This is a genomic window from Microbacterium sp. F51-2R (genome assembly GCF_052180235.1).
GTDB lineage: Bacteria > Actinomycetota > Actinomycetes > Actinomycetales > Microbacteriaceae > Microbacterium.
Genome location: NZ_CP197470.1, coordinates 3,159,036 through 3,173,890 on the forward strand (window position 1 = coordinate 3,159,036; position 14,855 = coordinate 3,173,890).

12 protein-coding genes are annotated in these 14,855 nt (G+C 70.6%); 7 read left to right on the forward strand and 5 right to left on the reverse strand.

Annotated features, from left to right (window positions below):
• Positions 1-13: 13 nt before the first annotated feature.
• Positions 14-1,060 carry an ATP-dependent DNA ligase gene (locus ACSBPH_RS13855; protein WP_442574899.1) on the reverse strand — a complete coding sequence of 349 codons (1,047 nt, stop codon included), beginning with the start codon at positions 1,058-1,060 and terminating at the stop codon, positions 14-16.
• A 181-nt stretch (positions 1,061-1,241) separates the two neighbouring features.
• Here ACSBPH_RS13855 and ACSBPH_RS13860 point away from each other — a divergent pair, with 181 nt between their 5' ends.
• Both ACSBPH_RS13860 and ACSBPH_RS13865 read left to right on the forward strand, forming a co-directional pair.
• The gene (locus ACSBPH_RS13860; RefSeq protein ID WP_442574900.1) at positions 1,242-1,742 is read left to right on the forward strand and encodes a DUF6325 family protein; all 501 of its coding nucleotides are present in this window, start codon (positions 1,242-1,244) and stop codon (positions 1,740-1,742) included.
• A gap of 2 nt (positions 1,743-1,744) precedes the next feature.
• Positions 1,745-1,900, forward strand: coding sequence for a hypothetical protein (locus ACSBPH_RS13865; protein ID WP_442574901.1), 156 nt, complete (start codon positions 1,745-1,747; stop codon positions 1,898-1,900).
• A gap of 9 nt (positions 1,901-1,909) precedes the next feature.
• On the opposite strand, the gene ACSBPH_RS13870 is transcribed toward ACSBPH_RS13865, so the two are convergent.
• The 3 genes from ACSBPH_RS13870 to ACSBPH_RS13880 form a co-directional block, all read right to left on the reverse strand.
• Positions 1,910-3,142: an acyl-CoA dehydrogenase family protein gene (locus ACSBPH_RS13870; RefSeq protein ID WP_442574902.1), complete on the reverse strand. Its 1,233-nt coding sequence runs from the start codon at positions 3,140-3,142 to the stop codon at positions 1,910-1,912.
• 122 nt (positions 3,143-3,264) lie between these two features.
• Positions 3,265-5,979 carry a cation-translocating P-type ATPase gene (locus tag ACSBPH_RS13875; RefSeq protein WP_442574903.1) on the reverse strand — a complete coding sequence of 905 codons (2,715 nt, stop codon included), beginning with the start codon at positions 5,977-5,979 and terminating at the stop codon, positions 3,265-3,267.
• 70 nt (positions 5,980-6,049) lie between these two features.
• Positions 6,050-6,739, reverse strand: coding sequence for a TetR/AcrR family transcriptional regulator (locus ACSBPH_RS13880; protein ID WP_442574904.1), 690 nt, complete (start codon positions 6,737-6,739; stop codon positions 6,050-6,052).
• A gap of 150 nt (positions 6,740-6,889) precedes the next feature.
• On the opposite strand from ACSBPH_RS13880, the gene sucC reads away from it, so the two are divergent.
• Together sucC and sucD are read left to right on the forward strand one after the other, a co-directional pair.
• Positions 6,890-8,053 (forward strand): ADP-forming succinate--CoA ligase subunit beta, encoded by a 1,164-nt coding sequence (gene sucC, locus ACSBPH_RS13885; protein WP_442574905.1) that lies wholly within the window; start codon positions 6,890-6,892, stop codon positions 8,051-8,053.
• 31 nt (positions 8,054-8,084) lie between these two features.
• A complete protein-coding gene (gene sucD / locus ACSBPH_RS13890; RefSeq protein ID WP_442574906.1) occupies positions 8,085-8,987 on the forward strand; it encodes a succinate--CoA ligase subunit alpha in 903 nt (300 codons plus the stop codon).
• 209 nt (positions 8,988-9,196) lie between these two features.
• Here sucD and ACSBPH_RS13895 read toward each other — a convergent pair whose 3' ends face one another.
• A complete protein-coding gene (locus ACSBPH_RS13895; protein WP_442574907.1) occupies positions 9,197-10,663 on the reverse strand; it encodes an NCS2 family permease in 1,467 nt (488 codons plus the stop codon).
• A 191-nt stretch (positions 10,664-10,854) separates the two neighbouring features.
• On the opposite strand from ACSBPH_RS13895, the gene ACSBPH_RS13900 reads away from it, so the two are divergent.
• The 3 genes from ACSBPH_RS13900 (at position 10,855) to purH (ending at position 14,806) form a co-directional block, all read left to right on the forward strand.
• Positions 10,855-12,519 (forward strand): cell division protein PerM, encoded by a 1,665-nt coding sequence (locus tag ACSBPH_RS13900; RefSeq protein ID WP_442574908.1) that lies wholly within the window; start codon positions 10,855-10,857, stop codon positions 12,517-12,519.
• 4 nt (positions 12,520-12,523) lie between these two features.
• Positions 12,524-13,132, forward strand: coding sequence for a phosphoribosylglycinamide formyltransferase (gene purN / locus ACSBPH_RS13905; RefSeq protein WP_442574909.1), 609 nt, complete (start codon positions 12,524-12,526; stop codon positions 13,130-13,132).
• A gap of 66 nt (positions 13,133-13,198) precedes the next feature.
• On the forward strand, positions 13,199-14,806 hold the full coding sequence (gene purH / locus ACSBPH_RS13910) for a bifunctional phosphoribosylaminoimidazolecarboxamide formyltransferase/IMP cyclohydrolase (protein WP_442574910.1): 1,608 nt from the start codon (positions 13,199-13,201) through the stop codon (positions 14,804-14,806).
• Positions 14,807-14,855 lie beyond the last annotated feature (49 nt).

Sequence of the window (14,855 nt, forward strand, 5' to 3'; positions counted from 1 at the left end):
GCCGAGGCATCCGTCAGTCCAGCACGTCGCCGAGGTCGTAGGCCGACACCGTCTCGAGCTGCTCGTAGGTGCACGAGCGGGGATCGCGATCGGGGCGCCAGCGCTCGAACTGCACGGTGTGGCGGAAGCGCCAGCCCTCGAGCTGGTCGTACCGCACCTCGAGCACGCGCTCGGGGCGCAGGTGCACGAACGAGGAGTCGCGACCCGCGGCGGAGAACCGGGACTTCTCGCCCTCGCCCTTGACGGGGTTGCCGTCGGCGTCTCGCTCGACGAGCGGGGCGAGTTCGTCGATGAGCTCCAGGCGACGCTTGTCGCTCCAGGCCGCGACGCCACCGACGGGGTAGAGCGTGCCGTCGTCGTTGTAGAGACCGACCAGGAGCGAGCCGACGCCCTGGCCCGACTTATGGATGCGGTACCCCAGAGCGACGACGTCGGCCGTGCGGGCGTGCTTGATCTTGAACATGGTGCGCTTGTTCGGCGCGTACGGCTGGGCGAGCGGCTTGGCCACGACGCCGTCGAGGCCCGCACCCTCGAATTCCGACAGCCAGTGGCGTGCGAGATCGGCGTCGTCGGTCGTGCGCGTCACGTGCACGGGGTGAGGCACCTTCCCGAGGAGGTCGACGAGCTCGGCGCGCCGCACGGAGAACGGTTCGTCGATCAGGTCGCGGTCGCCGCGCGCGAGCAGGTCGAAGGCGATGAACATCGCCGGCGTCTGCTCGGCGAGCATCGCGACGCGGGAGGCGGCCGGATGGATCCGCTGCGACAGCGACTCCCAGTCGAGCCGCTGCCTTCCGGGCTCGCCCTTGGGCACCACGACCTCGCCGTCGAGCAGGCACGGCTCGGGCAGGATCCGGGCGAAGGCCTCGACGAGCTCGGGGAAGTACCGGGTGAGGGGCTTCGCGCCGCGCGAACCGATCTCGACCGTCTCGCCGTCCCACGAGACGAGGGCGCGGAAGCCGTCCCACTTCGGCTCGTAGCTGAGGCCGCCCGCGACGGTCGTCTGCGCGGGCACCTCCGGGACGGACTTGGCGAGCATGGGTGCGGGGATCTCGTGCGGCATGCGTCCATCCTGCCCTCCGGGTCGGACGTCGCGGCAGGGGTGCGCGCGTCGCGGGCGATGCGCGCCGGGAACCCGTCCCGTGCGGCGGTGCTCACCCTTCGGGGAGGATCGTCCCCGCGCGGCCGCGGCAGAGGGCGAACACTGGACGTGCGGATCCGACCGGGCCGCGAAGGGAGGAAGCATGTCCGAATCAGAAGTCGTCGCGCCGGGCGACCGGGTGCTCGCGGCGGCGGGGGGCCGCGCCGACGAGGTCTCCGACGAAGAGCTGGGCCCCATCGACTACATCGTCGTGGAGTTCCCGGAGGGCCAGACCAACTTCACGGGAGCCGCGGCGGCCCAGCTCGTCGCGCTCGTCGAGTCGAGCACCATCCGGGTGCTCGACCTGATCTTCGTGCACAAGAACGACGACGGCTCGATCGACGTCGACGAGCTCGAGGACGTCCACGATCTCGGTCCGCTCGGGAGCATCGTGTCGTCGCTGGCCGAGGTGCTCGCCGAGTCCGACCTCATGCAGCTCGCGCAGACCCTCACCCCCGGCAGCCGTGCCGCGGTGCTCGTGTGGGAGAACACGTGGGCGGCGCCGTTCGCGGTCGCGCTGCGGGAGACCGGCGCCCGGCTCGTCGCGGCCGACCGCATCCCCACGCAGGCGCTCATCGCCTCGATGCAGCAAGAAGGAGAGTGATCATGCCCATCGGCATCGGACGCGTGGGACGCGTCGGAGTCATCGGTCGCCCCGTCGCCCGGACGGCGGCCGTCGTGGGAACGGCCAAGGTCGTCTCGAACGGCATCGACCGCAGGCAGGATCGTCGCCAGGATCGCCGCGACGACCGCCGCGTCTGACCCGAGGCGTCAGGCGAAGGCGCTCATCCCCGTGATGTCGCGGCCGATGAGCAGCGCCTGGATCGACTCGGTGCCCTCGTAGGTGTGGATGGCCTCGATGTCGGCCATGTGCTGCATGACGCCGTTCTCGAGGAGGATGCCGTTGCCTCCGAGGAGGTCTCGAGCGTATGCCGCGATCCGCCGCGCCGCGCGGGTGTTGTGGTACTTCGCGAGCGACGCCTGCGTGGGTCGGAGGCCGCCCGAAAGCTCGAGGTCGGCGAGATGGCGGCAGTACAGCTGCATCGCCGTGAGCTCCTCGAGCATCTGGGCGAGGCGCTCCTGCACCATCTGGAACTTCGCGAGCGGCTTGCCGAACTGCACGCGCTGCTGCGAGTAGCTGAGCGCCGCCTCGTAGCAGGCGGTGGCATGCCCGAGCGCCGACCAGGCGACGCCGGAGCGGGTGGAGTACAGGACGGTCGAGGCATCCTTGAAGCTCTTCGCACCCGGGAGCACGGCATCCAGCGGCACCCGCACGCCGTCGAGCGCGATGTGCGCCTGGTGGATCCCCCGGAGGGATGCCTTGCCTTCGATGACGGTTCCGGTGTAGCCGGGGGTGCTCTGCTCGACGAGGAAGCACCGCACGGAGCCGTGCGAATCGGAGCCCTCGTCGTCGACCCGCGCCCACACGAACGTGACGCCGCCGGACGCCCCGTTGCCGATCCACTTCTTCGCGCCGTCGAGCACCCATTCGTCGCCGTCCCGGCGCGCGACGGTCTCGAGCGAGACCGAGTCCGACCCGTGGTCCGGCTCCGTCAGGGCGAAGGCCGCCGGCACTTCGCAGCGTGCGATCGGCAACAGCCACGTCTCCTGCTGCTCGGGGCTGCCGAGCAGCGCCAGCGTGCGCAGCGCGAGGCCGCCCTGGACGGCGACGACGGTGCCGAGCGACCCGTCGCCGCGCGAAACCTCCATGTTCACCAGGCCCGCCGCCAGGGGCGAGAAGCGCGTGAGGCCCGGGTGCTCGACGCCGTCGTTGAGGAGGTCGAGCTCGCCCAGTCGACGCGCGATGTCGAGCGGATACTCGGCACGGTCCCACGCCCCCTGCATGCGATCGCCGACCTCGTCGACGAACGCCTGAGCGCGCTCCCAGACGGCGCGATCCTCGTCGGGGATGTCGGCGAAGACGGCGTAGTAGTCGGTGCCGAGGCGCTGCGTGACGTCGTAGCCGTCGACGATCTGACCGGGGCGGGCGATGAAGTCGGTCATGGTCCAGCTCCAAAGAGTCGGTGCGGGAAGGTCTCCGCACCGACTCTAGTGGAACTCGATGTCACGCTCGATAAGACTGAGTCTCATCGACGGATGCCGCGCGCCCCGCGTGCTCCGTGAGCTCAGTGCTGACGTGCGCCCGCGCGCTTGGCGATGCGGCGGCGGCGGATCCACTTCTCCACCTCGACGAAAAGCGGCACGACGAGCGCGAGGCCGATCGCGATGAGCCACTGGTCACCCGACAGCGACGTCGTGAGGAGGAGGTTCTGCAGGAACGGGAGCTCGACCGCGGCGACCGTCAGCGCGAGCGGGATCGACAGCCACTTGATCGCCGCGAGGATCGGGGCGTTGAGACCGGCCTCGGGATCGCGCCGCATCGCGAGGCCGCCGAGGACCGCGCCGAAGGCCGCGACCACGAAGGTCATCGTGACCGGGACGTTCGATTCGGTGGGGCTCAGCAGGTCGGGGTAGAGGAGGAGCGGGACGAGGGTCATGAGGAACAGCAGCCCGCCGTAGACGAACCACAGGACGACGGCTCCGCGGTTGGCGATCGTCTTCTTCGGGTCGCGTGGCGGCTTCTGCATGATGCCGTCGGGCACCGGATCGAGGAGGATCACGATGACCGGGAAGATCGAGACGAAGAAGTTCAGGAACAGGATCATGATCGGCTGCAGCGGGACGCCGTCGTTGATGTCGAAGAGGCTCGCCACGAGGAAGAGCAGCACGAGGGAGAACAGCTGCGACATCTGGTAGCGGACGTAGCTGACGATCTTGTCGTAGATCGCGCGACCGAGGCGCACCGCGGTGACGAGTGTGCCGAAGTTGTCGTCGACGAGGATCATCTTGCCGGCCTGCTTCGTCACCTCGCTGCCCGAGCCCATCGCGACCCCGATGTCGGCCTGCTTGAGAGCGGCGGCGTCGTTGACGGCGTCGCCGGTCATCGCGACGACCGCGCCGCCCTCCTGCATGAGTCGCGCGAGGCGCAGCTTGTCTTCCGGCGTCACGCGGCCGAAGACGTGGAGGTCGGGGAGCTTGGCCTTGAGCTCCTCGTCGCTCATCGCCTGGATGTCCGCACCGCTCGCGGCTCCGGTTCCGAGGCCCAGCTTCGAGCCGATCGCCGCCGCAGTGATGGCGTGGTCGCCCGTGATCATGCGGACCTCGATGCCGGCCTCGCGTGCGATGCGCACGGCCTCCTTCGACGAGGGTCGCAGCGGGTCGATGATGCCGACGAGGCCCGCGAGGGTGAGGTCCTCAACCTCCGCCATGGGGTCGGCAGGAGCCGCGGCACCCGCTTCGAAGCGGCGGAACGCGAAGGCGAGCACACGCAGGCCCTGCTCGGAGAGGCTGCGGTTGGCATCGAGGATCGCCTGGCGTCGGTCGGCGATCGGCGCCGGCCCGTCGGGGGTCAGGACCGACGCGCAGCGGTCGAGCACGACATCCGGACCGCCCTTCACGAGCCCGATGAGCCGCGTCCCGCCGTCCCCCGGGATCTGGTGGAACGTCGCCATGAACTTGTACTCGGAGTCGAAGGGGACCTCGGCCGCGCGCGGGTACTGCGCGCGGGTGAGCGTGGCGTCGGCGCCCATCTTCGCCGCGAGCACGACCAGCGCCGCCTCGGTGGGGTCGCCCACGACGACGCCGTCGTCCGACACCGTTGCATCGCTGCAGAGGGTGAGGGCGAGCGCGAGGGGCGTGAAGTCGGGGTTCGGCCTGCCGGCCGCCCCGCGGATCTCGCCCGTCTTCTCGTAGCCGTTGCCCGCGACCGTGAACCACTCGCCGGCGAGGTAGAGCGACTCGACCGTCATCTCGTTCATCGTGAGCGTGCCGGTCTTGTCGGAGTTGATGGCGCTCGTGGCCCCCAGCGTCTCGACGTCGGTCAGGTTCTTCACGACGGCGTTGTGCTCGGCGAGCTGACGCGAACCGTACGAGAGCATGGCCTGCACGAACGAGGGCATACCGGTCGGGATGGCCGAGATCGCCATCGAGATGCCGAGGAGGATGACCGACGCGATCGGCTGGCCGCGCAGGAGCCCGGTGATCACGATGACGGCGACCGCGCCCCAGGCGATCCACCCGAGGACGCCGGTGAGGGAGTCGAGCTCGCGCTGCAGCGGTGACTTGGCGGGCTTGACGGCCGACAGCATCGTCGCGATGCGGCCCATCTGGGTGTCCATGCCCGTCTCGGTCACGACGATCATCGCGGTGCCGCGCGTGACCTGCGTGTTCTGGAAGACCATGTCGGCGCGGTCGCCGAGCGTCGTCTCGGGGTCGGTGAGGGACGCGGCATCCTTCGGGATCGGCGCGCTCTCGCCCGTGAGGGCCGCCTCCTGGGTCTCGAGGGTCGCGGAGCGCAGGATGCGGCCGTCGGCCGGCACGATGTCACCGGCCTCGAGCGTGACGATGTCTCCCGGCACGAGGTCGGTCGCGGCGATCTGAGCGAGGGTCCCGTCGCGGATGACCTTCGCCTGCGGGATCTGCATCTTGGCGAGCGCGTCGACCGAGGCCTTGGCCTTCATCTCCTGGCGCGTGCCGAGGACGACGTTCAGGATGACGAGGGCTCCGACGAGGATGCCGACGCTCACCTGGTTGATGAGGAGGCTGATGACCGCGACGACCACGAGCATGACGTTCATGGGGTCGGCGAGCTGACGCAGAGCGACCTGCCAGAGGGAGGGCGCAGGTTCGGCGGCGATGGAGTTCGGACCGTGATCGGCGAGGCGCTTGGCCGCCTCCGCCTGGGTCAGCCCCCGCTCTCGATCGGTGCGCAACGACGCGACGACGGCGTCGCCGTCCTGCACGAACCAGGGTGCGGCCTGTGAGGTCTCGACAGTGCTCATGGGCCGAACGTACTCGCGCGGGGGTGTCCGCAGGGGAGGGATCAGCCGCAGTGGGCGATGGTCGCGCCGACTAGTTCGAACCGAGCTGCCGGCCCAGGCGCCGCGCGACCTCGGCGGTGGGCATGGCCCGGGGGAAGACCGCGACGACGAGATCGTCGGCCTCGGCATCCGTCGCCTCGGGCAGCACCCCGTAGCGGCGCATGACCTCATCGAGAGCCCGGCGCAGCACGGACGCCGGCACGCGCTTGGTGCCGCGCAGCAGCTGGCGCAGCACGTGGTTGTGCACCGCCGTGACGAGGGCGGCGAAGCCGACGGCGTCGAGCGGGTCGAGACCGGGGAGCGATTCGCGGAGGTACTCGTCGAAGAGGCGCTCGTACCGGAAGACCGTGACGATCTCGCGCTCGCGCAGGGCCGGCACGCCACGCACGACGGCATAGCGCCGGCGGGCGAGGTCGGGGTCTGCGGTGAACTGCTTGAACACCCAGAGGGATGCCTCGCACACGGCCGCCCAGGGATTGTCGTGCGGCTCCGAGAGATACGCGCGCAGGCCGTCGAGGAGCAGCTCGTGATCGGCGAAGACGACGTCGTCCTTGCCACCGAACTGACGGAAGAACGTGGACCGCGAGATTCCGGCCGCCTGGGCGATCTGCTCGACCGAAGTCGCCTCGAAGCCCTGGCGAGCGAACAGATCGAGGGCTGCGGCCACGACGGCGTGGCGCGGGGCGGGGGCCGAGGCGGTGGCCGGGGCGGTGTCGCTCATGCGCCGAGCCTAATGGCGGCCGGTTCCCGCGAGAGTATGCGAACGGGCCGGTCTGTGGGCGGTAGTAGGCTGGGGGATTGGTCGATCTCTTGATATCGAGAGATCTTTCGGCCGTTTCCCCCACATTCGCCCCCAGCGAAGGACTGCACTGTGGATCTGTACGAGTACCAGGCACGCGATCTGTTCGAGAAGTACGAGGTGCCGGTCCTGCCGGGCATCATCGCCGACACCCCTGAGGAGGCGAAGGCGGCCGCGGAGAAGCTCGGCGGAGTCGTCGTCGTGAAGGCGCAGGTGAAGACCGGCGGCCGCGGAAAGGCCGGCGGCGTCAAGGTCGCCAAGAACCCCGACGAGGCGTACGAGGCGGCCAAGGCCATCCTCGGCCTCGACATCAAGGGCCACGTCGTCAAGCGCGTCATGATCGCGGGCGGTGCACGCATCGCCAAGGAGTTCTACTTCTCGGTGCTGCTCGACCGCGCCAACCGCTCCTACCTCTCGCTCGCCAGCGTCGAGGGCGGGATGGAGATCGAGCAGCTCGCAGTGGAGAAGCCCGAGGCGCTCGCGCGCGTCGAGGTGAACCCCCTGACGGGCATCGACCACGCCAAGGCGCTCGAGATCGCCAAGGCCGCGAACTTCGACGACGAGCTCGCGCCGAAGGTCGCCGACGTCTTCGTCAAGCTCTTCCAGGTGTACAAGAACGAGGACGCGACCCTCGTCGAGGTGAACCCGCTCATCCAGTCGGAGGACGGCGAGATCATCGCCCTCGACGGCAAGGTGTCGCTCGACGAGAACGCCGCCTTCCGTCACGCCGGCCACGCCCTCCTCGAGGACAAGGCCGCGGCCGACCCGCTCGAGGCGAAGGCCAAGGAGAACGACCTCAACTACGTCAAGCTCGACGGCGAGGTCGGCATCATCGGCAACGGCGCGGGCCTGGTCATGTCGACGCTCGACGTCGTCGCGTACGCCGGCGAGAACCACGGCGGCGTGAAGCCCGCCAACTTCCTCGACATCGGCGGCGGTGCGTCCGCCGAGGTCATGGCGGCGGGCCTGGACGTCATCCTCGGCGACCCGCAGGTCAAGTCGGTCTTCGTCAACGTCTTCGGCGGCATCACCGCGTGCGACGCCGTCGCCAAGGGCATCGTCGGCGCGCTCGCCGAGCTCGGCTCGTCCGCCACGAAGCCTCTCGTCGTCCGCATCGACGGCAACCGGGTCGAGGAGGGCCGCCGGATCCTCCAGGAGGCCAATCACCCGCTCGTCACTCTCGCCGCCACGATGGACGAGGGCGCCGACAAGGCCGCCGCGCTCGCCAACGCCTGAGCCCCGGACTCGAAGAAGGAACTGAAGAGAAATGTCGATCTTCCTCAACAAGGACTCCAAGGTCATCGTCCAGGGCATCACCGGCGGCGAGGGCACGAAGCACACCGCGCTCATGCTGAAGGCCGGCACCCAGGTCGTCGGCGGCGTCAACGCGCGCAAGGCCGGCACGACGGTGCTCCACCACGACAAGGACGGCGCCGACGTCGAGCTGCCCGTCTTCGGGACGGTCGCCGAGGCGATGGAGAAGACGGGCGCCGACGTGTCGATCGCCTTCGTCCCCGCCGCCTTCACGAAGGCCGCGATGATCGAGGCCATCGACGCCGAGATCCCGCTGCTCGTCGTCATCACCGAGGGCGTGCCCGTCGGCGACACGGCCGAGGCGTGGGCCTACGCGCAGTCCAAGGGCAACAAGACCCGCATCATCGGGCCGAACTGCCCCGGCATCATCACGCCCGATGAGGCGCTCGTCGGGATCACCCCCGCGAACATCACGGGCAAGGGGCCGATCGGGCTCGTCTCGAAGTCGGGCACCCTCACGTACCAGATGATGTACGAGCTGCGCGACCTGGGCTTCTCCACCGCGATCGGCATCGGCGGCGACCCCATCATCGGCACGACGCACATCGACGCGCTCGCCGCGTTCGAGGCCGACCCCGAGACCAAGGCGATCGTCATGATCGGCGAGATCGGCGGCGACGCCGAGGAGCGTGCGGCCGACTTCATCAAGGCCAACGTGACCAAGCCCGTCGTCGGCTACGTCGCCGGCTTCACCGCGCCCGAGGGCAAGACCATGGGCCACGCCGGCGCGATCGTGTCGGGTTCGGCGGGCACCGCGCAGGCGAAGAAGGAGGCCCTCGAGGCCGCCGGCGTCAAGGTCGGGAAGACCCCGTCCGAGACCGCTGCGCTCATGCGCGCGATCGTCGAGTCGCTCTAGCAGCAACCCTTCGGCCGCCCGTCGCGGCGGCCCGGAATGCACCCTCTCGCTCCGCGAGGGGGTGCATTCCCTTTTCCGCATACGTCGGCGCTCCGCTTCGGCGGGCCCTGCTCAGCCCGCCTGGACCGCGACGCTTCGGCGCCGTCCTGCGCGGCGCAGCAGGCCGCCGAAGTCGACGCTTCGGCGGCCTGGCCGCCTGCCCGGAGCCGTCAGCCGCCGAAGGCGACGGCGATCGGGCCGCGTGCGAAGTACAGGACGAAGCCCGCCGCGACGATCCACAGCAGAGGGCTGATCTCCTTGGCCTTGCCGGTGATCGAGCGGATCACGACCCAGGAGATGAAACCCGCGCCGATGCCGTTCGCGATCGAGTAGGTGAACGGCATGACCGTGACCGTGAGGAACACCGGCACGAGCACCGTGAGGTCGCTGAGGTCGACGTGGCGGATCTGCGACATCATGAGCGCACCCACGATGACCAGCGCGGCCGCGGCGACCTCCGACGGCACGACGCTCGTCAGCGGCGTGAAGAACATCGCCGCGAGGAAGAGCGCGCCCGTCACGAGGTTGGCAAGGCCCGTACGGGCCCCTTCGCCGATGCCCGACGCCGACTCGATGAAGACCGTGTTCGACGACGACGAGGTGAAGCCGCCGGCGACCGCGCCGACGCCCTCGACGATGAGCGCCGAGCGCAGACGCGGGAAGTCGCCCCGCGCGTCGGCGAGCCCCGCCTCCCGCGACAGGCCCGTCATCGTGCCCATCGCATCGAAGAAGTTCGTGAAGACCAGCGTGAAGACGAGGCCGATCGCGGCGGGGGCGCCGATGCGCGCGAACGCGCCGAAGAGGTCGACCTGCCCGACGAGGCTCAGGTCGGGGAGGCTCACGAGGTTCGTCGGAAGCGCCGGGACCGAAAGCCCCCAGCCGCCGACCGTGACGGTGCCGTCTGCTCCGACCGCGGGCCCGAAGTGCCAGATCGCCTCGGCGACGATCGCGAGGATCGTGCCGGCCACGAGGCCGATGAGGAGCGCGCCCTTCACCCGCAGCGCCATGAGCACGGCGCACAGGAGCAGCGTCACGACGAACAGGAGCGTCGGTACCGTCGCTATCGATCCGCCGACGCCGAGCCCGACGGGGGGAGAGCCGACGCCCGTCGAGGTGACGAACCCTGCATCGACGAAGCCGATGAAGGCGATGAACAGGCCGATGCCGACCGTGATCGCGGTCTTGAGGGCCACGGGCACGGCGTTGAAGATGAGGCGCCGGAGGCCCGTCGCGGCGAGGAGCACGATGATGAGACCGTTGATCACCACGAGCCCCATCGCCTCGGGCCATGTCAGCTCTCCCACGACGCTCACCGCGAGGAACGAGTTGATCCCGAGACCGGCGGCGAACGCGAACGGCAGGCGCGAGACGAGCCCGAAGAGGATCGTCATGACACCGGCGGTCAGCGCCGTGACGGCGGCGACCTGCGAGAAGCCCAGGCTGTTGCCCGCGACATCGGCGCTCCCCGACAGGATGATCGGGTTCAGGATGACGATGTAGGCCATCGTCACGAACGTCACGAGTCCGCCGCGCACCTCGGCGCCGGGCGTCGAGCCGCGCCGGGTGATCTCGAAGAATCGATCGACGCGTCCGCGGGGTTCGGCGACGTCGGTCTCCGGCGTGGGCGTAGTGGTCAAAGCTGCCTCCTGGATTTCCGGAATCGACGTTATCCCGTCATGCCGCCCCTCGCGCACGCGAGAGCCGCGACGCGCGCGCAACGGGCCGCGATCCGCTCGCTCGACGATGAGCGCGACGATGAAGGCGACGTGCGCGGCACAGGGCGCGCCCGTTCGGAGCGCTCCGCAGCGGTGGGTAGGGTCGTCAAGGCATGCACCGCCTGATCGTCGCCTTCCTTGCAGCCTTCGACGCCGCCATCGCGGTCGCCGTGGGCATCGCGGCGATCCTCGCACCCCTCACGCTCGTGTGGGTCTTCGGTCTCGGCGACACCGCCGACTGGGGCGCGCTGTGGCCCGCGAGCGCCGTCGTGTGGCAGCTCGGCCACCTCGTGCCCCTCGGCATCACGCTTCCCGGCGACTACCTCGCCGCCACGGGGATCGACCTCGGAGCGGCATCCTTCACCCTCTCGCTCGCCCCGCTCGCCTTCGCGACGTTCACGGGGATCTTCGCAGCGCGCTCGGGATCCCGGGCGTCGAGGGCGGATGCCTGGGCCATCGGCGTCGTCACCGGGACCCTGGTCGTGGGCATCCTCGCGACGCTCATCGCCCTCACCTCCGAGAACCCGCTGGCGCAGGCCGAGCTCTGGCAGGGGATCGCCTTCCCGACGCTGATCTACGCCGTCCCGGCGCTGCTCGGCGCCCTCGTCACGGAGTGGCGCGAAGCGCCGCACGGGCTCATCGCGCGGCTGCGCGACCGCGCCGAGGCGTGGCACGGCGGCTGGGGCGAGGTCATCGGCGTCTCGGCCCGCGCCTCGGCGATCGCCGTCGTCGGGCTCATCGGGGTCGGTGCGCTGGTCGTCGCGATCGCCCTGACGGCGCGCGCCGGCGACATCGTCGCGCTGTACGAGGCGGGCAACGTCGACCTCCTGGGCGCGATCGCCGTGACCCTCGGACAGTTCGCCTATCTCCCGACCCTCGTCGTGTGGGGGAGCGCCTTCGTCGCCGGTCCCGGCTTCAGCCTGGGCGAGGGCTCGGCCGTCTCGCCCTCGGGAACGCAGGTCGGCGTCGTGCCGGGCGTGCCGATCCTCGGGGCCGTACCCGAGTCCACGTCCTCGTGGCTCCTGCTGCTCGCGCTCCTCCCCGTCGCGATCGGCGCGCTCGCGGGGTGGGTCGCGCGGTCCCGACTCCTCGACGCCGCCGGATTCCTCCCCGCCACGCGCGCGCCGCGCCGGATGACGACGGATGCCTCGGCCGACGAACTCGTCGTGCTGTCACCGGGCGACGACCCGCGCCGCTCGACGCTCGAGAGCCTCCTCGCGAAGGCCCGTCAGCCCGACTTCGAACCGTCCGCCGAGATCGTGGAGCCCGTCGAGCCGCCGCGGCCCGTCGCCTCGGGCCACGAGCCGTTCCTTCCGAGGCTCGTGGTGACGGTCGCCATCGCAGGAATCGCCGCGGGCGTCGCGGCGCTCCTGTCGGCCTTCGCGAGCGGCTCAGCCGGGCCCGGCCGCCTCGCGGAGGTCGGGCCGTCGGCCGGCCCGGTCGCTCTCGCCGTGGGCGTCGAGGTGCTCGTGGGCGCCGGAATCCTGCTCCTCGCGAGCCGCCGGAGGGCGGGCGAGACCCGTGAGGCGCACCGGGCCGCCGGGTCCGGCCCCCGCGCCGAGACCGGCTGGGCCGGCTGGACGACCGCGCCGAGCGAGACCGGCGGACCCCGCGAAACCATCTGGACGAGCGGGATCGACCGCGAAGACGAGGCGCCGGCGCGGCACACCGACGACCTTGCACCGGCCCCACCGGTCGCCGAACCCGAGGCGATCACGGCGCCCGTGCCGCTGCCGTCGTCATCCGACACGCCGCCCGAGCGGCCGTCGGTAGACTAGGCGCGTGCTCACGGTCGCCGTTCTCATCTCGGGTACGGGATCGAATCTGCGGGCGCTGCTGGATGCCGCGGCAGACGCCGACTATCCCGCCCGCATCATCGTGGTCGGCGCCGACCGCGAGGCGGAGGGCTTCGCGCACGCGGAGGAGTACGGCATCCCGACCTTCCTGGTCCCGTGGCGCGAGTACGACTCGCGCGAGGACTGGGGCGCCGAGCTCGCGGCGCAGCTGGAGGTGTGGCGGCCCGACCTGATCGTGCTGAGCGGGCTCATGCGCCTCCTGCCGCCCGCCGTCGTCGAGGCGTGGTCGCCGCGGATCATCAACACCCACCCCGCCTACTTGCCGGAGTTCCCCGGCGCGCACGCCGTACGCGACGCGATCGCCGCGGGCGCCGTGCAGACCGGTGCGAGCGTCATCGTCGTCGACGACGGCGTCGACACCGGTCCCATCGTGGCGCAGGAGCGCGTCCCCATCCTGCCGGGCGACGACGAGCACAGCCTCCACGACCGCATCAAGCCCGTCGAGCGCCGGCTCCTGATCGACGTCGTGCGCCGCATCGCGGCCGGCGAACTCGACCTGGCGGCGGCCGCGGCCTCCGTCTCCCCTTCTTCCTGACCCGGCGGACGCCGCAGCGCCCACCGCCTCGCCATTCCTGTACACCCCCCGACACGAGGAGCCTTCATGGCCGGCCCCAGCCACGACCCGTCCCTCTACCGCGACCGCGACGTCGTCCCGATCCGCCGTGCCCTCATCTCGGTGAGCGACAAGACCGACCTCCTCCGCCTCGCCGAGGCGCTGCAGGGCGCGGGCGTCGAGATCGTCTCGACGGGCGGCTCAGCCTCGATGCTCCGCGACGCCGGCATCCCCGTGGTCGATGTCGCGTCGGTCACGGGCTTCCCCGAGTCGCTCGACGGGCGCGTGAAGACGCTGCACCCGAGCGTGCACGCGGGCCTTCTCGCCGACCTCCGCCTCGAAGACCACGAGCGGCAGCTCGCCGACCTGAACATCGACCCGTTCCAGCTCGTCGTGGTCAACCTCTACCCGTTCGTCGAGACCGTCGCCTCGGGTGCGCAGGGCGACGACGTCGTCGAGCAGATCGACATCGGCGGCCCTGCGATGGTGCGCGCGTCGGCGAAGAACTACGCGAACGTCGCCATCGTCGTCTCGCCGGAGTCCTATCCCGCGATCATCGACGCCCTCGGCTCGGGCGGCACCTCGCTCGCGCAGCGCAAGGAGCTCGCGGCGCGCGCCTTCGCCCACACCGCGCAGTACGACCGCGCCGTCGCGACCTGGTTCGCCGAAGGGACGCTCAGCGAGTCCGACGACCTCCCGCAGCACCTGACCATCAAGGCGGAGCGCCTCGCCACGCTGCGCTACGGCGAGAACTCGCACCAGCGCGCCGCGATCTACACGCGCGTCGGGGGTCACGGCATCGCCCAGGCCACCCAGCTGCAGGGCAAGGAGATGTCGTACAACAACTACGTCGACGCCGACGCGGCGCTGCGAGCGGCGTTCGACATGGTCAAGCCCGCCGTCGCGATCATCAAGCACGCCAACCCCTGCGGCATCGCGGTCGCGGCGCCCAACGCGCTCGACCCCATCGCGAGCGCCCACCTGCGCGCGCACGAGTGCGACCCCGTCTCGGCCTTCGGCGGCGTGATCGCCGCCAACCGCACGATCACGCTCAAGATGGCCGAGAACCTCCGCGACATCTTCACCGAGGTGATCGTCGCGCCCGACTTCGAGCCCGAGGCGCTCGAGGTCTTCAAGCTCAAGAAGAACCTCCGGATCCTCCAGCTGCCCGCCGACTGGCGCCAGGAGCCGATGGACGTGCGCCTCGTCTCGGGCGGCCTCCTCCTGCAGGACGCCGACCGCTTCCCCGACGAGATCGACGTCGTCGCGAAGGACTGGCAGCTCGTCTCGGGCGAGCGCCCGGCCGACGAGGACATGGAGAACCTCATCTTCGCGTGGAAGTCGTGCCGCGCCGTCAAGTCGAACGCGATCGTGCTGGCGAAGAACTCCGCGACGGTCGGCATCGGCATGGGCCAGGTCAACCGCGTCGACTCGTGCCGCCTCGCCGTCGAGCGCGCCGGTGACCGCGCGGCCGGATCGGTCGCGGCATCGGATGCCTTCTTCCCCTTCGCCGACGGACCGCAGGTGCTCCTCGACGCGGGCATCACGGCGATCGTGCAGCCCGGCGGCTCGGTGCGCGACGACGAGGTCATCGAGGCGGCCCGGCAGGCCGGCGTCACGATGTTCTTCACGGGGGAGCGCCACTTCTTCCACTGACCCCGCGATGTGCGCGCGGTCCGGACCCCGCGATGTGCGCCTTCACTCG